At 68.2% G+C, this 19,372-nt stretch carries 19 protein-coding genes; 13 read left to right on the top strand and 6 right to left on the bottom strand.

The genetic code is table 11. From position 1 onward, the window contains the following. The first annotated feature begins 26 nt into the window (after positions 1 to 26). From dapA to ABIC25_RS01685, 5 genes are all read left to right on the top strand, one after another. The gene (gene dapA / locus ABIC25_RS01705) at positions 27 to 932 is read left to right on the top strand and encodes a 4-hydroxy-tetrahydrodipicolinate synthase (protein ID WP_064571729.1); all 906 of its coding nucleotides are present in this window, start codon (positions 27 to 29) and stop codon (positions 930 to 932) included. Next, positions 932 to 2,893, top strand: a complete 1,962-nt coding sequence (locus ABIC25_RS01700; protein ID WP_354559660.1) for a ribonuclease J — start codon at positions 932 to 934, stop codon at positions 2,891 to 2,893. Before dapA ends, ABIC25_RS01700 begins: the two co-directional genes overlap by 1 nt. Before the next feature lie 46 nt (positions 2,894 to 2,939). Then, positions 2,940 to 3,572 (top strand): TIGR03085 family metal-binding protein, encoded by a 633-nt coding sequence (locus ABIC25_RS01695; protein ID WP_239403448.1) that lies wholly within the window; start codon positions 2,940 to 2,942, stop codon positions 3,570 to 3,572. Between the two features lie 81 nt (positions 3,573 to 3,653). Beyond that, complete coding sequence (locus tag ABIC25_RS01690) at positions 3,654 to 6,653, top strand: FtsK/SpoIIIE family DNA translocase (protein ID WP_354559658.1); 3,000 nt, start codon at positions 3,654 to 3,656, stop codon at positions 6,651 to 6,653. Positions 6,654 to 6,872: 219 nt separating this feature from the next. After that, positions 6,873 to 7,919, top strand: a complete 1,047-nt coding sequence (locus ABIC25_RS01685) for a TerC family protein (protein WP_004021861.1) — start codon at positions 6,873 to 6,875, stop codon at positions 7,917 to 7,919. Positions 7,920 to 7,956: 37 nt separating this feature from the next. Here the strand turns inward: ABIC25_RS01685 and ABIC25_RS01680 are convergent, their stop codons facing one another. Both ABIC25_RS01680 and ABIC25_RS01675 read right to left on the bottom strand, forming a co-directional pair. Then, positions 7,957 to 8,241: a YciI family protein gene (locus ABIC25_RS01680; RefSeq protein WP_004021860.1), complete on the bottom strand. Its 285-nt coding sequence runs from the start codon at positions 8,239 to 8,241 to the stop codon at positions 7,957 to 7,959. Positions 8,242 to 8,243: 2 nt separating this feature from the next. Continuing rightward, entirely contained in the window at positions 8,244 to 8,759 is a 516-nt protein-coding gene (locus ABIC25_RS01675) for an amino-acid N-acetyltransferase (protein WP_004021859.1), read from the bottom strand. 163 nt (positions 8,760 to 8,922) lie between these two features. Here ABIC25_RS01675 and pgsA point away from each other — a divergent pair, with 163 nt between their 5' ends. From pgsA to ABIC25_RS01640, 7 genes are all read left to right on the top strand, one after another. Further along, positions 8,923 to 9,624, top strand: a complete 702-nt coding sequence (pgsA, locus tag ABIC25_RS01670) for a CDP-diacylglycerol--glycerol-3-phosphate 3-phosphatidyltransferase (RefSeq protein WP_101818732.1) — start codon at positions 8,923 to 8,925, stop codon at positions 9,622 to 9,624. Positions 9,625 to 9,770: 146 nt separating this feature from the next. Then, positions 9,771 to 10,148, top strand: a complete 378-nt coding sequence (locus tag ABIC25_RS01665; RefSeq protein WP_064571734.1) for a helix-turn-helix domain-containing protein — start codon at positions 9,771 to 9,773, stop codon at positions 10,146 to 10,148. A gap of 143 nt (positions 10,149 to 10,291) precedes the next feature. After that, complete coding sequence (gene pspA / locus ABIC25_RS01660) at positions 10,292 to 11,107, top strand: phage shock protein PspA (RefSeq protein ID WP_033203461.1); 816 nt, start codon at positions 10,292 to 10,294, stop codon at positions 11,105 to 11,107. A gap of 37 nt (positions 11,108 to 11,144) precedes the next feature. Further along, positions 11,145 to 12,353 (top strand): glycosyltransferase, encoded by a 1,209-nt coding sequence (locus ABIC25_RS01655; RefSeq protein WP_354559657.1) that lies wholly within the window; start codon positions 11,145 to 11,147, stop codon positions 12,351 to 12,353. Beyond that, a complete protein-coding gene (locus ABIC25_RS01650) occupies positions 12,344 to 12,538 on the top strand; it encodes a DUF3046 domain-containing protein (RefSeq protein WP_004022862.1) in 195 nt (64 codons plus the stop codon). Before ABIC25_RS01655 ends, ABIC25_RS01650 begins: the two co-directional genes overlap by 10 nt. A gap of 198 nt (positions 12,539 to 12,736) precedes the next feature. Continuing rightward, entirely contained in the window at positions 12,737 to 13,780 is a 1,044-nt protein-coding gene (gene recA / locus ABIC25_RS01645; protein ID WP_004022863.1) for a recombinase RecA, read from the top strand. 8 nt (positions 13,781 to 13,788) lie between these two features. Then, positions 13,789 to 14,337 (top strand): regulatory protein RecX, encoded by a 549-nt coding sequence (locus ABIC25_RS01640; RefSeq protein WP_354559655.1) that lies wholly within the window; start codon positions 13,789 to 13,791, stop codon positions 14,335 to 14,337. A 15-nt stretch (positions 14,338 to 14,352) separates the two neighbouring features. Here ABIC25_RS01640 and ABIC25_RS01635 read toward each other — a convergent pair whose 3' ends face one another. From ABIC25_RS01635 to ABIC25_RS01620, 4 genes are read right to left on the bottom strand one after another with little or no spacing between them, the layout of a single operon-like run. Then, the gene (locus ABIC25_RS01635) at positions 14,353 to 15,243 is read right to left on the bottom strand and encodes an amino acid ABC transporter permease (protein WP_239403452.1); all 891 of its coding nucleotides are present in this window, start codon (positions 15,241 to 15,243) and stop codon (positions 14,353 to 14,355) included. After that, a complete protein-coding gene (locus ABIC25_RS01630; RefSeq protein ID WP_064571738.1) occupies positions 15,240 to 15,917 on the bottom strand; it encodes an amino acid ABC transporter permease in 678 nt (225 codons plus the stop codon). The genes ABIC25_RS01635 and ABIC25_RS01630 overlap by 4 nt, the downstream gene beginning before the upstream one ends. Positions 15,918 to 15,932: 15 nt before the next feature. Further along, on the bottom strand, positions 15,933 to 16,925 hold the full coding sequence (locus ABIC25_RS01625; RefSeq protein WP_004022867.1) for a glutamate ABC transporter substrate-binding protein: 993 nt from the start codon (positions 16,923 to 16,925) through the stop codon (positions 15,933 to 15,935). Position 16,926: 1 nt separating this feature from the next. Beyond that, the gene (locus ABIC25_RS01620) at positions 16,927 to 17,655 is read right to left on the bottom strand and encodes an amino acid ABC transporter ATP-binding protein (protein WP_197505675.1); all 729 of its coding nucleotides are present in this window, start codon (positions 17,653 to 17,655) and stop codon (positions 16,927 to 16,929) included. A 134-nt stretch (positions 17,656 to 17,789) separates the two neighbouring features. On the opposite strand from ABIC25_RS01620, the gene miaB reads away from it, so the two are divergent. Then, positions 17,790 to 19,328 (top strand): tRNA (N6-isopentenyl adenosine(37)-C2)-methylthiotransferase MiaB, encoded by a 1,539-nt coding sequence (gene miaB / locus ABIC25_RS01615; protein WP_354559852.1) that lies wholly within the window; start codon positions 17,790 to 17,792, stop codon positions 19,326 to 19,328. Positions 19,329 to 19,372 lie beyond the last annotated feature (44 nt).

The raw sequence follows: 19,372 nt of genomic DNA, 5'->3' as shown, positions 1-19,372 counted from the left end.
ACAGGGAGGCGGTAGCCTTGAGCACCATGAACGCAGTCCAGGAACCGCTGCACGAGCATCCCTTCGGGACGAACGTGGTTGCGATGGTCACCCCCTTCCGCACGGACGGAAGCCTCGATCTGGACAAGGCGGCCGTCCTCGCCGACCACCTGGTCTCCAAGGGCTGTGACGGGCTGGTCGTGTCCGGTACCACCGGCGAGTCGCCGACCACCACGGTGCCGGAGAAGCTCGAGCTGCTCCGGGTCGTCCTCGACGCGGTGGGCGACCGGGCCCGGATCACCCAGGGCGCAGGCAGTTACGACACCGCAGAGAGCGTCCGGTTCGCGATCGAGTCCGAGAAGATCGGCGCCCACGCGCTCCTCGTCGTGACCCCGTACTACTCGAAGCCGCCTCAGGCCGGCCTCCTCGCGCACTTCCGGACCGTCGCCGACGCCACCGCGTTGCCGGTCCTGCTCTACGACATCCCGCCACGGTCGGTCGTCCCGATCATGAACGAGACGATGCTCGCTCTCGCCGAACACCCCAACATCCGCGGGGTCAAGGACGCCAAGGGCGATCTGCACTCGGCGGCCGGTCTGATCGCGAGCACCAGCCTCGAGTACCTCTCCGGTGAGGACGCGCTCAACCTGCCGTGGCTCTCGATCGGTGCCACCGGGTACGTCAGCGTCATCGGTCACCTCGTCCCGGATCGGTTGCGGGACATGCAGATCGCCGTCGAGAAGGGCGATCTCCACGCCGCCCGGGCGATCAACACCTCGATGCTCCCGCTGGTCAACGCCATGGGCCGGCTCGGCGGGGTCACGATGGTCAAGGCGGCACTGCGCATCCTCGGGCTGGAGGTCGGCGACCCGCGCCTTCCGCAGGTCCCGGCGAACCCGGCGCAGATCGAGCAGCTGATCGTGGATCTGCGTGCGGCAGGTGTCCTGGTCTGATGACGGACAACGACACCACCGGTCCCCACACCGGCAACGACACCCCCGGCACCGACCGTCCCCGGACCCGACGCCGGGCGGCCGCCCGCAAGGCCGGCCCGCCCAGTCCGCCGCCGGCCGTGGCCACGCAGCCCGCCACACCCGCCACCTCCGACGCGACCGCCCCGAAGCATGCGGCCAAGCGTCCGGCGAACCCCGCGTCGAACACCCGCCGGCCGCGTCACGAACGCGGTGATGCCCGCGGTGGGCGTCGGACCGAGCCGGCGACCCCGGCCCCCGTCGACCGGTTGGGCACACCCCGACGACTGCCCAAGGGTGGTCTGCGCGTGGTGGCTCTCGGCGGTATCGGCGAGATCGGCCGCAACATGACCGTCTTCGAGTACAACGGCCGTCTGCTGATCGTCGACTGCGGTGTGCTGTTCCCCGAGGACGCACAGCCGGGTGTCGACCTGATCCTGCCGGACTTCCGGTACATCGAAGACCGCATGGACGACGTCGACGCGGTGATCCTGACCCACGGCCACGAAGACCACATCGGCGCCCTGCCGTTCCTGCTCCGGCTCCGCAGCGACATCCCGGTGATCGGTGCGAAGTTCACGCTCGCCCTCGTCGAGGCCAAGTGTCGCGAGCATCGCCTGCGACCCAAGCTCGTCGAGGTCGTCGAAGGCCAGAAGACGTCGCACGGCCCGTTCGAGTGCGAGTACTTCGCGGTCAACCACTCGATCCCCGACGCGCTCGCGGTGGCGATCCGGACCCCCGCCGGCGTGGTGCTGCACACCGGCGACATCAAGCTCGACCAGCTCCCGCTCGACGGCCGCCTGACCGACCTCGCCGGCTTCAGCCGACTCGGCGACGAGGGCGTCGACCTGTTCCTGGTGGACTCCACCAATGCCGAGGTGCCGGGCTTCGTCACTCCCGAACGCCAGATCGGCGGGGTTCTCGACCAGGTCATCGGCAAGGCCAAGCAGCGCGTCATCGTGGCGTCGTTCGCCAGCCACGTCCATCGCATCCAGCAGATCATCGACGTCGCCCACACCCACAACAGGCGGGTGACCTTCGTCGGCCGTTCGATGGTGCGCAACATGCAGATCGCGCAGGACCTCGGCTACCTCTCGGTCCCCGACGGCGTCGTCGTCGACCTCGACACCGCCGCGAGCCTGCCGGACCATCGCGTCGTGCTGATCTCCACCGGTTCGCAGGGTGAGCCGCTGTCGGCGCTCTCGCGGATGGCACGCGGCGAGCACCGGCAGATCAACATCCGGGCCGACGACCTCGTCGTGCTGGCGTCCTCGCTCATCCCCGGCAACGAGAACTCGGTGTTCGCCGTCGTCAACGGTCTCGCCAAGCGCGGCGCGACCGTCATCACCCAGCAGAGCGCGAAGGTCCACGTCTCGGGCCACGCGTCGGCCGGCGAGCTCCTCTACCTCTACAACGCGGTGCGCCCCTCGAATGCGATGCCCGTGCACGGCGAATGGCGGCACCTGCGTGCCAACGCCGCACTCGCGGTCGCGACCGGTGTGCCCGAGGACCGGGTGGTCCTCGCCGAGGACGGCGTCGTGGTCGACCTCGTCGACGGTCGGGCCGACATCGTCGGACGGGTTCCGGTCGGGCACGTCTACGTCGACGGCCTCTCGGTCGGCGACGTGGGGGAGTCGACGCTCTCCGAACGCCTCGTGTTGGGTGAGGGCGGCTTCATCGCCATCACGGTGGCCGTGGACGTGGCGACGGGCCGGGCAGTGAGCACGCCCGAGGTCTCCGGCCGCGGATTCTCCGATGACCCCGACGCGCTCAAGGAGGCGGCGAAGATCGTCAACCAGACGCTCGATTCGTTGGCCGCCGAGGGCGTCTCCGACACGCACCGGATCGCCCAGGGGATCCGGCGAGCGGTCGGGCGCTGGGTGTCGACCGCCTATCGTCGCCGGCCGATGATCGTGCCCACGGTCATCGCGGTGGGGGACTGACCGGCGCCAAGGAACGAATTCCCGGTGATGTCGCTACCGTGGTCGTGTGACCGGTGCACAGAACGAAAGAGCAGCCCTCGTCGAGACCCTCGCGAAGGTGGGCCCCGACGCGCCCACCCTGTGTGAGGGTTGGACCACCCGCGACCTCCTGGCCCATCTCGTCGTCCGCGAGCGGCGACCCGACACCGGCCCGGGCATCCTCATCCCCGCCTTCGCCGGCCACACCGAGAAAGTGCGGGTTCAGGCGACGTCGAAGGACTGGGATGAGCAACTCGCGCTGCTGGCGTCGGGGCCACCGGTCTTCTCGCCGTTCAAACTGGTCGACCGATTCGCCAATCTGGCCGAGATGTTCGTCCACCACGAGGACGTCCTGCGTGGCGGCGCCGATCCCGACGGTCCCTGGACCCCGCGGGCGCTGACCCCGGAACTCGAGGCGGAGCTGCGCACTCCGGCGAAGTCGATGGGCAAGATGACGCTCAAGAAGGTCCCTGCCCGGGTGACGCTGCGTACCCCCGACGGTGAGGACCTCGTCACCGCGGGATCGGGCGAGGAGGTCGTCGTCACCGGCCGGATCGGTGAGCTGGTGCTCTTCGCGTTCGGTCGTTCCCCCGTCGACGTCACCTTCACCGGCGACGACTCGGCGATCTCAGATGTCCGAGCGAGTTCCCGGGGCTTGTAGAGCGGTCACAACTTCGACACGTACCCCGTTGTCCGTGTTGCCCGTGTGACTGATGTGATCACCGCCCACTAGTCTGTCCGTATGGCTTCGAAGGCAAGCACGGGTACGCGCGCGTCCTCTTCGCGCGGCGCCGCCGGCTCCACACGCGGCGGTTCCGCACGCGGTGGGTCGACGCGCGGGAGTTCGACCTCGGGGAATCCGACCGCCGGCCGGCGTTCGACGAGCGGTTCGAAGGGTGGCGCCTCGAGGAGCGGCAAGTCCACCGGCAAGCCGACGAGCGGCGGTACCACGAGGTCGAAGGCCGGGGCCTCGCGAGGCGGCTCCCGCTCCACTGCACGATCGGCGCCCGCCGAGTCGGTGGACCTGCATCGCCGGTCGGTCGCCGCGGCCGGGGCGTCCGCGGTCGGCAAGGGCATCGGCGCCGGGTGGTCGCTGTTCGCGCGCGGAGTCGGAAGTGCCGCACGGGCGGGTTCGGGCGTCGGGCGCGGGCCGCGCACGGAAGTGGTCGGGGAGTACGACGACGGCGACGACGCGGACTTCGATGCGGACCTGTTCGACGACGACGCCGGGGTGGACGAGCGTGGTCGGCCCCGCGCCGGCGGTCACAGCCATCGACGTGACGGAATCGCGCTCGGGCTCCTGGCCTTCGGCCTGCTCGTCGGTGCCAGCGTCTGGTTCGGCGCGGCCGGCCCGGTGGGCGCCTTCATCGAAGCCCTCATCCGTGCGGTGATCGGCACCGCGGCGGTGGTCGTGCCGGTCGGTCTGCTCGCGCTGGCCGTCGTCCTGATGCGCCGCCCGGCTGCTCCGGAGCGACGCGGTCGCTACCTGGCGGGCGGGTTCCTCGTGGTCCTGCCGCTGCTGGGTCTGATGCACCTCGTCGCCGGGGCGCCGGTTGATCTCCCGGGCCGTTCCGGGGCCGCAGGCTTTGTCGGTTTCGCCGTCGGCACACCGTTGACGGCGGGTGTCACCGCCTGGGTGTCCGTCCCGATCTTGTTGCTGTGCATGGCATTCGGCGTGCTCATCCTCAGTGGACGAACCGTCCGCGAGGTGGTGGACGCCGCCGCGGGCTACCTCGGTCTCGGGGTGGGCCGCGCCGACGACGCGCCCTGGGACGACGACGAGTGGGACGCGGAGGCGTGGGACACCGACGCCGAGAACTACGAGGATCCCGACTTCGGCGATCCGGCCGGCGGCGATGCGGACGCCGACTCGGACCGCTGGGATTCCGACGCCCTCGCATCGCGGTCCCGGCGCCGCCCGTACTCGTCGAATCCGTACGACAACTACCCGCCGGACTCGACGCCCGCGCGGACCTCGGGACGAACGGCGCGGCGCAAGCCCACCGACGTCGCCGACGCCGCACCGCTCGAGGAGGCCGTCACCGAGAATTTCGCGGATGCCCCCGGTGGTGTCACCGATCAGGTCACCGAGGTGATCGCACCGAGCCCCCGTACCCGCACCACCCCCGCCCGGCGGGCGACCGCGCGGCCGGCACCGCGCCCCGCACCCGAACCGGAACCCCAGCCCGACCCCGCGGACGAGAGTGCGGACGACGAGGCGTTCGTCCCGTCGGACCCGACGGGCGACGGGGACTATCGACTGCCGCCGCCCGATCTGCTCCTCGAGGGCGATCCGCCCAAGATGGGCAGCAGCGCCAACGACGACATGATCGACCGGATGACCGGGGTGCTCGAGCAGTTCAAGATCGATGCCGCGGTGACCGGATACACCCGCGGCCCGACCGTCACGCGCTACGAGATCGAACTCGGCCCGGGCGTGAAGGTCGAGAAGATCACCGCGCTGCAGCGCAACATCGCCTACGCCGCGGCGACGGACAACGTCCGCCTGCTCGCGCCCATCCCCGGCAAGTCCGCGGTCGGCATCGAGGTCCCCAACTCCGACCGCGAGATGGTCCGCCTCGCCGATGTGCTGAACTCGCCGTCGACCCGAAAAGACAAGCATCCGTTGGTGATCGGCCTCGGCAAGGACATCGAGGGCGATTTCGTCAGCGCGAACCTGGCGAAGATGCCGCACCTGCTCGTCGCCGGTTCGACCGGTTCGGGCAAGTCGAGCTTCGTCAACTCGATGCTCGTCTCGCTGCTCAGCCGGGCGACCCCGGAGCAGGTGCGGATGATCCTCATCGACCCGAAGATGGTCGAGCTCACCCCGTACGAGGGGATCCCGCACCTCATCACGCCGATCATCACCCAGCCCAAGAAGGCCGCCGCGGCCCTGGCGTGGCTCGTCGAGGAGATGGAGCAGCGCTACCAGGACATGAAGGCCTCGCGCGTGCGTCACATCGACGACTTCAACTCGAAGGTCCGGTCCGGTGACATCACCGCCCCGCTGGGCAGCGAACGCGTCTACAAGCCGTATCCGTACATCCTGGCCATCGTCGACGAGCTCGCCGACCTGATGATGACCGCGCCGCGCGACGTCGAGGACGCCATCGTGCGGATCACCCAGAAGGCGCGCGCCGCCGGTATCCACCTGGTGCTCGCGACGCAGCGCCCGTCGGTCGACGTGGTCACCGGTCTGATCAAGACCAACGTGCCGTCGCGGCTGGCGTTCGCGACGTCGTCGCTGACCGACTCACGCGTCATCCTGGACCAGCCGGGTGCGGAGAAGCTGATCGGCATGGGCGACGGGTTGTTCCTGCCGATGGGTGCCAACAAGCCGATCCGCATGCAGGGCGCCTACATCACCGACGAGGAGATCGCGGCGGTCGTCGACTTCTCCAAGGAGCAGGCCGAGCCGGAGTACACCGAGGGCGTCACCGCGGCGAAGGCCGGCGACAAGAAGGACATCGACAGCGACATCGGCAACGACCTCGACGATCTCCTGCAGGCCATCGAACTGGTCGTGTCGAGTCAGTTCGGCTCGACGTCGATGCTGCAGCGCAAGCTGCGGGTCGGTTTCGCCAAGGCCGGCCGGTTGATGGACCTCATGGAGACGCGTGGAGTGGTCGGACCCAGCGAGGGATCGAAGGCGCGAGAGGTGCTCGTCAAGCCCGACGATCTCGCCGGCGTGATCGCCTCCATCACCGGAGGGGACGGCGAAACGGACAGTTCTGACACCTGACGCGTTCGCCTGACCAGCGGTTTCTGCGCGTCACCGGCGGTTTGTATATGGTGGCCGAAGATCCATGAGGGGAGTATCCCCAAAGCGGCGTCTCCGTCAATACGGTCACGACCCCCGACGATGCCGATCATCGTCGCGGCCGGGACCCGGAGCGTCGGCCCCCGTTCGGTGGGAGAGACCTCTGGCTCGTCAGCTCATGCTGCCTGCTGGAGGTATGGAATGGATGTGTCGCTGTCCGTATGGCTGATCACCTGTGCGGTGATCCTCGGACTGTTCGTGTTCGACTTCTTCACCCACGTGCGCGTGCCCCACGCGCCGTCGCTGAAGGAGTCGGGCATCTGGTCGGCGGTCTACATCGGCTTCGCCGTCATCTTCGGTCTCTTCGTCTGGTGGAACTGGGGTTCCACCTTCGGCGGTGAGTACTTCGCCGGGTACGTCACCGAGAAGGCCCTCTCGGTGGACAACCTGTTCGTCTTCGTCATCATCATGGCGAAGTTCGCGGTGCCCAAGGAATATCAGCAGAAGGTCCTGCTGCTGGGCATCCTGATGGCCCTGGTCATGCGCGGCATCTTCATCGCCGTCGGCGCCGCCGCGATCAACGCCTACAGCTGGGTGTTCTATCTGTTCGGCGCGTTCCTGATCTTCACCGCCGTCAAGCTGCTCCGCGAGAGCGACGACCCGGTCGAGCACGAGGAGGAGCGCGAGACGCGCCTCGAGCGGTTCGTGAAGCGCTACCTGCGCACGCATGACTCGTACGACCGCGACAAACTGTTCACCCGCGTCAACGGCAAGCGCCTCGCGACCCCGATGCTGATGGTCCTCATCGTCATCGGCTTCACCGACGTCCTGTTCGCGCTCGACTCGATCCCGGCGATCTACGGACTCACGTCCGAGCCCTACCTCGTCTTCACCGCCAACGCGTTCGCGCTGATGGGTCTGCGTCAGCTGTTCTTCCTCATCGGTGGACTGCTCGATCGTCTCGTCTACCTGTCCATCGGCCTGTCGATCATCCTCGCGTTCATCGGCGTCAAGTTGGTGCTGCACGCCCTGCACGAGAACACCCTGGGATTCATCAACGGCGGCGAGCACGTGGCGGTCCCCGAGATCTCGACGGCCCTGTCGTTGTCGGTGATCCTCGGTGTCCTGGTGATCACGACGGTGGCCAGCCTGATCAAGAGCCGTGGGATGGCCAAGACGCCGGAGGTCGAGTCCGCCGGTGACCCGACCGGCTCCGACACCCCGGCGCCGAAGACCAAGGACCTCTGACCGGTCGGTCCGTCCCGGATCGACGGGTGGACGTGGGTCAGGCCGGGAACGGCCCGAACACCTGCGTCCACTCGTCGATGCGGATGGCGTCCACTGCCTGATGGGCCTGGAACGGATCATTGGCGAGGAACGCCTCGGCCGCCTCGAGGTCGGCGGCGCGGATGACGATGAGTGCGCCCGAACCGTCGGGGTACGGGCCGGCGATCAGCACGTTCCCGGCCGAGTGTTCCTCGGCGAGCCACTCACGATGCAGTGGCCGGTGCTGATCCCGCAGGGCGGCCTTGGCGGGACGGTAGGTGTACTGCACGGCGAAGAACGGCATGGTCACTCCTGCTCGATGGTTGCCAGCATCCGGGTGTTGCCCAGGGTGTTGGGTTTGACATAGCTGAGGTCGAGAAATTCCGCGACGCCGGTGTCGTACGACCGGCACATCTCCTCGAAGACCTCCCGCGTGACGGGGGTGCCCTGGATCTCGGCGAATCCGTGGCGTGCGAAGAAGGTCGTCTCGAAGGTGAGCACGAAGACGCGCGAGAGCTGCAGCTCCCGCGCGACCGCCATGAGCCGGTCGACGAGCAGGTGGCCGATGCCCCGCCCGGCGTGCGCGTTGTCGACGGCGACGGTGCGGACCTCGCCGAGGTCGGCCCAGAGCACGTGCAGCGCACCGCAACCGACGACCACCCCGTCGATGTCGGCGACCCAGAACTCCTGGACGGACTCGTAGAGCGTGACGAGATTCTTCTCGAGCAGGATCTTGCCGGCGTACTGATCGATCAGTTCTTTGATCCGCGGGACGTCGGAGGTGCGCGCACGACGGACGACGACGTGTTCGGCGGGGGGCATGGGAAGCCACTTTAGTCCTGTCCGGCGCGCGCGCAGTCCACGCCGGCGCGGCGCGCAGGACCGACCTGTTCACCACGTTCACCGGGCCTGCCGATACCCTGATGGGCGTGTACATGAGGACTGCCCCGAACTGCGGCACGACGCCGCGATCGGGGACGAGCTCATGACCGACCGGATCAGGCGGGCCGTCGACGAGAAGGGCATCGCCAACGTCGGCCGCGGGCCCGATCACATCACCGACCCGGTCGACCCGGTGCCGGTGGTCAACATCGCGAACGCGCTCACCGTGTTCCGCATCGTCCTGGTCCCGGTGTTCCTCGTGGCGTTGTTCATGGAGTCCGGTGAGTCGACGCTGTGGCGCGCGATCGCGACGATCGTCTTCGGTGTCGCGGCGCTGACCGATCGCTACGACGGGATGATCGCCCGGCAGCGTGGCCTGATCACCGACTTCGGGAAGCTCGCCGACCCGATCGCGGACAAGGCGCTGATCGGCGGTGCGCTCGTCGGCCTGTCGATTCTCGGCATCCTGCCGTGGTGGGTGACCGTGGTGATCGTCGCCCGCGAGGTGTGGGTGACCGCGCTGCGTTTCTGGGTGTTGCGGCACAAGGTCATCCCGGCCAGCCGGGGCGGCAAGCTGAAGACGCTGTTGCAGGCGCTCGCCATCGGCCTCTACCTGCTCCCGCTGGGCGGTCCGTGGCAGGTCGCCGCCGACATCCTCATGGGACTCGCGGTGGTGGTGACGATCTACACCGGGCTGGACTACACCTGGCAGGCCATCAAGGTCCGGTCCGACCGCGATGATCCGGAACCGCAACCGTCGGCACCGCGGCGACGTGCTGTGGGAGGAACCGGCGGCGGCCGCTGAGTTCGACTATCGTCGACCAGACGGTGCTTCGGTGACCCCACCGGTCGGTCTGCGGGAACTCGTCGACGCCGCGAAGCGTTGGCTAGGGCAGCAGACGCGCCACCGTCAGGTGTGCGTGGCGAGATGGTCAGTAGGGAGGAGACTCGATGGCGATGCTCTTACGCGAGGCGCTCGGCGACAGCCTGCGTCGGGTCCGCACGCAACAGGGCCGAACCCTGCGCGAGGTGTCCACCGGAGCGCGGGTGAGTCTGGGGTACCTCTCGGAAGTCGAGCGCGGGCAGAAGGAGGCGTCGAGCGAACTGCTCGCCGCGATCTGCGATGCGCTCGACGTGGAGATCGCCGACCTCCTCCTCGAGGTCGGGAGCGCCATGCGTCCGGCCGGTGCCGAACCGGTCGTGGTCGGCGCCGAGCCGATGGGCGACGCCGCCGGTGTGGATGCAGCAGACGCCGGCCTGACCGCGACCAAGGTCGTCATCCCCGCTCCCACCGGGCGGCGTGATGCCACGGCTCTGGCCGCTGCCTGATCCCCGGTTCCGCCGAAGGACGCCGTGTGCACGGTCCGACGGGCGCCGGTTTGCACCATCCGAACGACACCGAATCACCCGGGACTCACAGACGCTAGATTGGTCACCAGAGTTCTCAGACCCCGGAATGGAGTACGACGAGCATGGCGAACCCGTTCGTGAAGTTGTGGCGCTACCTCACAGCACTCGGCAACGCGAAGATCGACGAGCACGCAGACCCGAAGGTCCAGATCCAGCAGGCCATCGAAGACGCCCAGCGCCAGCACCAGGCGTTGTCGCAGCAGGCGGCCTCGGTGATCGGCAACCAGCGCCAGCTCGAGATGAAGCTGAACCGGCAGCTCGAGGACATCGAACGGTTGCAGGCCAACACGCGTCAGGCCCTGACCCTGGCCGACCAGGCCGCCGCGGCGGGTGACACCCAGAAGTCGACCGAGTACACCAATGCCGCCGAGGCGTTCGCGGCGCAACTCGTGACCGCCGAGCAGAGCGTGGAAGACCTCAAGTCCCTGCACGATCAGTCGCTGCAGGCCGCCGATCAGGCCAAGAAGGCCGTCGAGCGCAACGCGATGATCCTGCAGCAGAAGCTGTCCGAGCGGTCGAAGCTGCTCAGCCAGCTCGAGCAGGCCAAGATGCAGGAACAGGTCTCGGCCTCGCTCAACCAGATGAGCGAACTGTCGGTTCCCGGCAACACGCCGAGCCTGGATCAGGTCCGCGACAAGATCGAGCGCCGCTACGCCAACGCGCTCGGTTCGGCCGAACTGGCCAAGAACTCCGTCCAGGGCCGCATGCAGGAGGTCGAGCAGGCCGGCGTCCAGATGGCCGGTCACTCTCGCCTCGAGCAGATCCGCGCCAGCATGCGCGGCGACGCGCTGCCCTCGGGCGGTGCCACCGCACCCGGCCTGCAGAAGCCCGCGACCCAGGCCGCGCCGCCGACCACCGAACCGCCCCAGCAGAATTGACGCGGTCGAGCTGACGCGTCCGGGAGGCGGTCGCGACGTGCCCGTCCGCGTCGCGATCGTCGCGGGTTCCGACGCCGGGCACGCTTTCCCGGCCTTCGCGCTCGCCGAACGATTTCGAGCGGCCGGTGACGATCCGATCGTGTTCACCTCCCTGGGGTGGTCGGACGCCGCGCGTCGCCGGGGGATCGAGATCGCCGAGCTGCCCGGATTGCGTGCCGAGGACTCCGACGACGACACCGACGCAGGGGCCAAGCTGAGCGCACGCGCCGCCCGGATGGCCCGGCAACTCGTCGGGCCGATGCAGTCGGCCGGTACCGAACTCGTCGTCTCCGATGTCATCACGGTGGGCGGTGGCTGGGCTGCCCAGCTGTGTGGCCTGTCGTGGATCGAGCTGTCCCCGCATCCGCTGTACCGGCCGTCCCGGGGACTGCCGCCGATCGGTTCCGGACTCGAGCCGGGCCGCGGCATCGGCGGACGGCTGCGCGACACCCTGATGCGGGCGGCCACCGCGTCGTCGATCCGGCAGGGCGTGCGGCAGCGTGAGGTCGCCCGACGCTCGATCGGTCTGGGCGCAGCCGACGCGGAGCCATCAGCGCGCCTGATCGCCACCCTGCCCGGGCTCGAGGTCCCGCGACCGGACTGGCCGGCGGCCGCGCATCTCGTCGGGCCCCTGGTGTGGGAGCCGACCGACGAACTCTTCGCCGTGCCGGCCGGGGACGATCCGCTCGTCGTCGTCGCACCGTCGACGGCCGAGACCGGTGCCGCCGACATGCTCGGCGCGGCCCTCCACGCGCTGTCGCCCGCCTCGCTGGGCAGGACGGTTCGAGTGGTGGTCTCCGGGCTGCGGTACCCGGGCGACGCCGACCTCGCGAGATTCGACGGCCGGCTTATCACCGTCGGAGCGGGCCGGCAGGACGAGGTGCTCACCCACGCGGATCTGCTGATCTGCGGTTCCGGGCACGGCATCCTCGCCAAGGCGATGATGGCATCGGTGCCGGTGGTCGCGGTGCCCGGTGGGGGAGACCAGTGGGAGCTCGCCACGCGCATCCGGCGTGCCGGCGCAGGCCGCGTCGTCCGCCCGGTCACCCCGGTCTCCGTCGCCGAGGCCGTGCGCGCGGTGCTCGACGATCCGGCGCACGCCCGAGCCGCGGGTGCGATCGGGGAGTCGGTGGCCGACGTCGTCGACCCGGTGGCGGTGGCGCATCGGGTCCTGGCGTCGTCCCCTAGGCTGGACCCGTGCGTCTGACCGAGTTCACCGAGCTGATGACCGCCGAATTCGGTGTGCCCTCGGCGGATTCGATCCTGTCCGATCACATCCTGATCGATGTCGGCGGCCGTACCGGCGCCCAGGCGATCGACGACGGGGTCGACCCGCGCGACGTCTGGGTCGCGATCTGTCGCGACTTCGACGTGCCGCGCCACCGCTGGTGACACGCGACCGCGTGTCGCACTTGCCATCGAACAGGTGTTCGTCCATCCTGGTGCCCAGAGGTGAAATCAGACGGAACCACACGGGCCGCGTCTGCGTCTGAAGAGTTGTCGGACCCACCGGCTACCTTTCATCACATGAACGCCCGGACCGCACAGACCGCCCGCCGGAAATCCGGCTCACAACCGAGGAGAACTCCCATGGCACCTGCGCCCCAAGACCGCGAGAAGGCTCTCGACCTCGCCCTCGCGCAGATCGACAAGAACTTCGGCAAGGGCTCGGTGATGCGGCTCGGCGAGGAGACCCGTCAGCCGATCGAGATCATCCCCACCGGGTCGATCGCGCTCGACGTCGCCCTCGGCATCGGCGGGCTGCCCCGCGGCCGCGTCGTGGAGATCTACGGCCCGGAGTCGTCGGGTAAGACGACCGTCGCCCTGCACGCGGTCGCCAACGCCCAGGCGCAGGGCGGCATCGCCGCGTTCATCGACGCCGAGCACGCACTCGATCCCGACTACGCCGCCAAGCTCGGTGTCGACACCGACGCGCTCCTGGTGTCCCAGCCCGACACCGGTGAGCAGGCTCTCGAGATCGCGGACATGCTGATCCGGTCGGGCGCTCTCGACATCCTGGTCATCGACTCGGTGGCCGCGCTGGTCCCCAAGGCCGAGATCGAGGGCGAGATGGGCGACAGCCATGTCGGTCTGCAGGCCCGTCTGATGAGCCAGGCGCTGCGCAAGATGACCTCGGCACTGAGCCAGTCGAAGACCACCGCGATCTTCATCAACCAGCTGCGCGAGAAGATCGGCGTCATGTTCGGTTCGCCCGAGACCACCACGGGCGGTAAGGCGTTGAAGTTCTACTCCTCGGTGCGTCTCGACGTCCGTCGGATCGAGACCCTGAAGGACGGAACCGACGCGGTCGGTAACCGGACGCGCGTCAAGGTCGTGAAGAACAAGGTCGCACCGCCGTTCAAGCAGGCCGAGTTCGACATCCTCTACGGCCAGGGCATCAGCAAGGAGGGTTCGCTGATCGACATGGGCGTGGCGGAGGGCTTCATCCGCAAGTCCGGCTCGTGGTTCACCTACGAGGGCGATCAGCTCGGTCAGGGCAAGGAGAACGCCCGTAAGTTCCTCCTCGAGAACGTCGACATCCGCGACGAGATCGAGAAGAAGATCAAGGAGAAGCTGGGCATCGGTGCCACGGTCGACGCCGACGACATCGCCCCGGCCCCGGTCGAATTCTGAGGTAGTTCTTGAGCGAGGCATCGGACCCCGACCAGACACGCAGGCGGCGGGACAGTGATCCCGACCGCAAGGGACCCAGCGCATGGGACTCGGCGTTGCGGCTGCTCGGGGTCCGTGCGCGTTCTCGGCAAGAGATGCGGGATCGGCTGACGCGCAAGGGTTTCGAACCCGAGGTGGTCGACGAGGTGATGGCACGCCTGGAACAGCACAAGCTGCTCGACGACGAGGAGTTCGCGTCCGAGTGGGTGCGGTCCCGGCACCTCAATTCCGGTAAGGGACGCGTGGCGCTACGGCATGAACTGCGCACCAAGGGCGTCGACGAGTCGGTCATCTCCGAGGCGCTGGCCGATATCGACCCCGACGACGAACGAGAGATCGCGTCTGGTCTGGTGGCCCGCAAACTCACACCCTCGGTCGTCGACCGCATCGGCGATGATCGCGCCGAGCGTGACAAGGCGATGCGTCGCCTCGTCGGGATGCTGGTGCGGCGCGGGTATTCCCAGTCACTCGCCTTCGAGGTCGTGGGTGAGGCGCTCAGTGCGCTTCGCAGCGGCTGAGCGCCTCACCTCGTACTACTTACCGGTCGGCATGTTCTCCGACGCCGCGAGTTCCGTCGCCTCGGGGTCCGCGGGCCGCCCGGACGACCGGCGCCCTTGCCGAAGCCGTCGCTCGAGAGCGGTGGCGAAGGTCGAGAGCCCGAAGTTGATCAGGATCATGATGATGGCGACGACGATCAGCGCGGGGATGTAGTTGCCGTAGCGCGATGCCGAGAGCAGGCCGCTGCGCACCACCTCGGAGTACCCGATGATGTAGCCCAGCGCGCTGTCCTTCAATGCCACGACCATCTGCGAGATCAGCGCGGGCATCATCGCGGTGATCGCCTGCGGCAGAAGGACGATGCGCATCATCTGGCTCTTGCGCAGCCCCAGTGCCATCGACGCCTCGGTCTGGCCCTTGGGCAGCGAGTTGATTCCCGACCGCAGGATCTCGGCCATGACCGACCCGTTGTAGAGGGTCAGACCGGTGACCACGGCCGCGAACGCCAGGAACGACGACGGGAAGATGCCGTAGATGGCGAACAGGAACCACGTGAACACCATCAGGATCAGCACCGGGATGGCACGGAAGACCTCGACGAACAACCCCGAGAGCGTCCGCACCCACAGGTGGTCGGAGAGCCGACCGATGCCCAGGACGGCCCCGAGCAGCAGCGACAGCACGATGGACACCGCCGCGGCCGCCAGGGTCCGCCACAGGCCCGGCAGGATGTAGCCGGTCCAGGTGCTCCATGTGACGAACGGCGACCACTTCTCGGCGGTGAACTGTTCGTTGGCGGCGAGGACGACGATCACGTAGATCGCGATGGCGGCCAGGATCGCGAGGAAGGCGATCGCCAGCAGGCGGTTGCGGGCCCGGGCGCGTGGTCCCGGCGCGTCGTAGAGAACGGTCGAGTCGGCACTCATCGTTTCACCGCCAGTCGCTTGGCGAGGTAGCCGAAGACGGCACCCTCGCTGAGTGTGATGATCATGAACCCGACTGCGATGACGCCGAAGATGACGAACAGCTGATCGGAGTAGGTCTCGATCTCGGTCTTCATCAGGGCCGCCGCCTCGGCGACACCGATCACCGAGGCGACCGTGGTGTTCTTGGTGAGCGCGATCAGGACGCTGCCCAGCGGACCGATCACCGACCGGATCGCCTGCGGCAGCACGATGATCCCGAAGACCTGCGCGAATGACAGACCGAGTGAACGAGCCGCCTCGGCCTGGCCGAGCGGGACCGTGTTGAAGCCCGACCGCAACGTCTCACAGACGAACGTCGACGTGTACAGCACGAAGGCCAGGACGGCGAGCCAGAAGTTGTTCGACTCGATCGTCGGCGCGAACGTGAGTCCCAGGTTCTGATACAGGCCGATCGCACAGAACAACACCACCAGGGTCAGTGGTGTGTTCCGGACGATGTTCACGTACACCTCGGCGAATCCGCGCATCACCGGCACGGGGGAGACGCGCATGGCGGCGAGGATCGTGCCCCAGACCAGCGAGCCGATCGCCGAGTAGAAGGTCAACTGGATGGTCACCCAGAAGGCGGGCCACAGTTCGGGACCCATGCTCTCCCACAGAGAGACGTCATTCATCGGTTGCTCCGTCGCTCACTGGAGCCCGGGCGGGCACGGGGTGGAGGGCGAGTCGAGGAAGTCGAGATCGCCGGGATCGGGCAGGTACGGGAACTTCGAGTCCGGCCGGTCGGCACGGGCGATGATCTCGTCCACGTAGGGGTTGCCGAGCGCCTCGCGCAGTGCGGCGTTCCAGGCGGACTCGCCGTCGACCGCGGGCGCGAGCATGGCGTCGAGCGCCTTGTTCACCGCGTCCTGCGAGGCGGTGTCGTCCAGGGCGAGCCCCACGCCGTAACGCTCGGTCGAGAACGGGCTGCCCGCGGTCTTCAGGGCGTCCTTGACGCAGGCGTCCTTGAGGTAGGTCATCTCGACGAGCTTGAACTCGCCCTCCCAGAAGTTGGAGTAGCCGGCCAGGATCGCCTCGTCGGTGGTCACTGCGTCGACCTTGTCGCGGCGCAGCGCCTCGACACAGGCCGAATAGGAGTCGTACTCCTGCAACTGCACCGCGGGGAGCTGTGCCTTGACGTTCTGCGCCGGCGTCGAACCGGTCACCGAGCAGAGCTTCTTGCCCTTGTCGAGGTCGGCGAGCTGGTCGATCGTGTTGTCGTCGGCGCGCACCATCAATCCCTGATAGGTGACGAGATACGGGCCGCCGAAGGACACCTTCTTCGACCGGGCCGCGTTGATCGAGTACGTGGCCGCGATGAGGTCGACCTCGCCGTTGTCGATCATCGCCTCGCGTCGTGCCGAGGGCGTCTCGCGCCAGGTGACCTCGGGATGGGGGACACCGAGGTCGTCGGCGATGTGGTTGACCACGTACCGCGACACCGACGCGTCGAAGCCCTCGACGTTGCCGTCCGGCTCGTACAGACCGAGACCCGGCTGATCGAACTTGACGCCGAGCACGACCGAGCCCTCGCGGATGGAGTCGAGCAGGTTGCGGGGTTCGGTGCTGCCACACGCCGACAGCACGGTGGCGAGCAGTGCGCCGACTGCCAGGATCAACCCGGCGGTGCGTACCTGTCTCATGTCAGTGCCCCAGGATCTTGCCGAGGAAGTCCCGGGCACGGTCGGTCGCGGGGTTGCTGAAGAACGTCTCCGGATCGGAGTCCTCGATGATCGCCCCGTCGGCCATGAAGATGATGCGGTCGGCGGCCTTGCGCGCGAAGCCCATCTCGTGGGTCACGACCACCATCGTCATGCCCTCTTTCGCGAGGGACACCATCACGTCGAGCACCTCGTTGACCATCTCCGGGTCGAGCGCCGAGGTCGGCTCGTCGAACAGCATGATCTTGGGGTCCATCGCCAGCGAGCGGGCGATCGCCACGCGCTGCTGCTGGCCGCCGGAGAGCTGGGCGGGATACTTGTCCTTCTGGCTGGCGATGCCGACTCGTTCGAGCAGTTCGAGGGCGCGCTTACCGGCCTCGTCCTTGCTCTTCTTGCGCACCTTGATCGGTGCGAGGGTGACGTTCTCGAGAATCGTCTTGTGCGAGAACAGGTTGAAGGACTGGAAGACCATTCCGACGTCGGCGCGGAGGCGGGCGAGATCCTTGCCCTCGGCCGGCAGGACCTGACCCTCGACGAGGATCTCGCCGCCGTCGATCGGCTCGAGGCGATTGATCGTGCGGCACAGGGTGGACTTGCCCGAACCCGAGGGTCCGAGGACCACCACGACCTGGCCGGCGGGCACCTCGAGATCGATGTCCTTGAGGACGTGCAACGACCCGAAGTGTTTCTGCACCCCGCGCATCGCGATCATCGGCTTGGACCCGGGGTCCGCGGACTTGCTCGGCGAAATGGTCATTGGGGAACCCTATCCGCCGACGTGCATCCGGGTGTCCTGTGGGAGTCGATTTGCTTGCGCCCCGTACCCTCGTAAGAGTGAGTATCGAGTTGTCGGATCGGCCTGAGCAGGCAGCACCCGCCGCGCGCAGCTATCAGGTTCGTACCTACGGCTGCCAGATGAACGTCCACGATTCCGAGCGGATCGCCGGTCTCCTCGAGGACGCCGGGTACGTGCGCGCGGCCGAGGACGACGCCGCCGATCTGGTCGTCTTCAACACCTGCGCCATCCGCGAGAACGCGGACAACAAGCTGTACGGCAACCTGTCGCATCTGGCGCCGGTCAAGTCCGATCGGCCGGGCATGCAGATCGCCGTCGGCGGCTGCCTCGCCCAGAAGGACAAGGACACCGTGCTGTCGCGGGCCCCGTGGGTCGACGTCGTGTTCGGCACGCACAACATCGGTTCGTTGCCCGCGCTGCTGGATCGCGCCCGCCACAACGACGCCGCCCAGGTGGAGATCCTCGACGCACTCGAGCGGTTCCCCTCGAACCTCCCGGCCAAGCGCGACTCCGCCTATTCGGGCTGGGTCTCGGTGTCGGTGGGCTGCAACAACACCTGCACGTTCTGCATCGTGCCGTCGCTGCGCGGCAAGGAGGTCGATCGACGGCCGGGTGAGGTGCTCGCCGAGGTGCAGGCTCTCGTCGACCAGGGCGTCGTCGAGGTCACCCTGCTCGGCCAGAACGTGAACGCCTACGGCATGTCCTTCGCCGATCCCGACCAGCCGCGCAACCGGGGTGCCTTCGCCGAACTGTTGCGCGCCTGCGGCGACATCGAGGGACTCGAACGCGTCCGATTCACCTCACCGCATCCCGCCGAGTTCACCGACGATGTGATCGAGGCGATGGCGCAGACGCCGAACGTGTGTCCGCAGCTGCACATGCCGCTGCAGTCCGGGTCCGATCGCATCCTGCGCGCCATGCGCCGCAGCTACCGGCAGACCAAGTTCCTGGGCATCCTCGACAAGGTCCGCGAGGCCATGCCGCATGCGGCGATCACCACCGACATCATCGTCGGCTTCCCCGGCGAGACCGAGGAGGACTTCCAGGCCACCCTCGACGTCGTCGAACGGGCCCGCTTCTCGAGCGCGTTCACCTTCCAGTACTCGCCCCGCCCCGGCACCCCCGCGGCGACGATGGCCGACCAGGTCCCGCCCGACGTGGTGGCCGACCGCTACCGACGGCTCATCGCCCTGCAGGAGCGGATCTGTCTGGCGGAGAACGAGGCGCTGGTCGGCACCGAGGTGGAACTGCTCGTCGTCGCCGACGAGGGTCGCAAGTCGGCGAAGACCCGGCGCATGACCGGACGGGCCCGCGACGGCCGGCTGGTGCACTTCGCACCCGGCACGGCGGCGGGTATCCGCCCCGGCGACATCGTGCACGCGCAGCTCACCGCGGCCGCGCCGCACCATCTGATCGCCGACTCCGGCGTCCTCGCGCACCGTCGGACCCGCGCCGGCGATGCGCATGAACAGAGCCGCACCCCCACCACCGCCCCCGTCGGCGTCGGGCTCGGGCTGCCGGGGGTCGGTGCCCCCGCCCCGGCCCCGATCGAGGCCGACGCCGGTTGCGGTACCGGCTGCGGCAGCTGACCACCATCACGAAGTGAGGCGATGACCATGTCCGACCCCGGCAA

It is taken from the genome of Gordonia sp. PvP123 (assembly GCF_040547295.1).
GTDB lineage: Bacteria > Actinomycetota > Actinomycetes > Mycobacteriales > Mycobacteriaceae > Gordonia > Gordonia terrae.
Note: the sequence above shows the minus strand (reverse complement) of the source record. Positions and strands in the feature narration are given on the sequence as shown.

Excerpts from the sequence above, each read along its gene's own strand:
- dapA (WP_064571729.1), top strand. The coding sequence starts at position 27 with ATGAACGCAGTCCAGGAACCGCTGCACGAGCATCCCTTCGGGACGAAC.
- ABIC25_RS01700 (WP_354559660.1), top strand. The coding sequence starts at position 932 with ATGACGGACAACGACACCACCGGTCCCCACACCGGCAACGACACCCCC.
- ABIC25_RS01690 (WP_354559658.1), top strand. The coding sequence starts at position 3,654 with ATGGCTTCGAAGGCAAGCACGGGTACGCGCGCGTCCTCTTCGCGCGGC.
- ABIC25_RS01685 (WP_004021861.1), top strand. The coding sequence starts at position 6,873 with ATGGATGTGTCGCTGTCCGTATGGCTGATCACCTGTGCGGTGATCCTC.
- ABIC25_RS01680 (WP_004021860.1), bottom strand. The coding sequence starts at position 8,241 with ATGCCGTTCTTCGCCGTGCAGTACACCTACCGTCCCGCCAAGGCCGCC.
- ABIC25_RS01675 (WP_004021859.1), bottom strand. The coding sequence starts at position 8,759 with ATGCCCCCCGCCGAACACGTCGTCGTCCGTCGTGCGCGCACCTCCGAC.
- pgsA (WP_101818732.1), top strand. The coding sequence starts at position 8,923 with ATGACCGACCGGATCAGGCGGGCCGTCGACGAGAAGGGCATCGCCAAC.
- ABIC25_RS01665 (WP_064571734.1), top strand. The coding sequence starts at position 9,771 with ATGGCGATGCTCTTACGCGAGGCGCTCGGCGACAGCCTGCGTCGGGTC.
- pspA (WP_033203461.1), top strand. The coding sequence starts at position 10,292 with ATGGCGAACCCGTTCGTGAAGTTGTGGCGCTACCTCACAGCACTCGGC.
- recA (WP_004022863.1), top strand. The coding sequence starts at position 12,737 with ATGGCACCTGCGCCCCAAGACCGCGAGAAGGCTCTCGACCTCGCCCTC.
- ABIC25_RS01635 (WP_239403452.1), bottom strand. The coding sequence starts at position 15,243 with ATGAGTGCCGACTCGACCGTTCTCTACGACGCGCCGGGACCACGCGCC.
- ABIC25_RS01630 (WP_064571738.1), bottom strand. The coding sequence starts at position 15,917 with ATGAATGACGTCTCTCTGTGGGAGAGCATGGGTCCCGAACTGTGGCCC.
- ABIC25_RS01625 (WP_004022867.1), bottom strand. The coding sequence starts at position 16,925 with ATGAGACAGGTACGCACCGCCGGGTTGATCCTGGCAGTCGGCGCACTG.
- ABIC25_RS01620 (WP_197505675.1), bottom strand. The coding sequence starts at position 17,655 with ATGATCGCGATGCGCGGGGTGCAGAAACACTTCGGGTCGTTGCACGTC.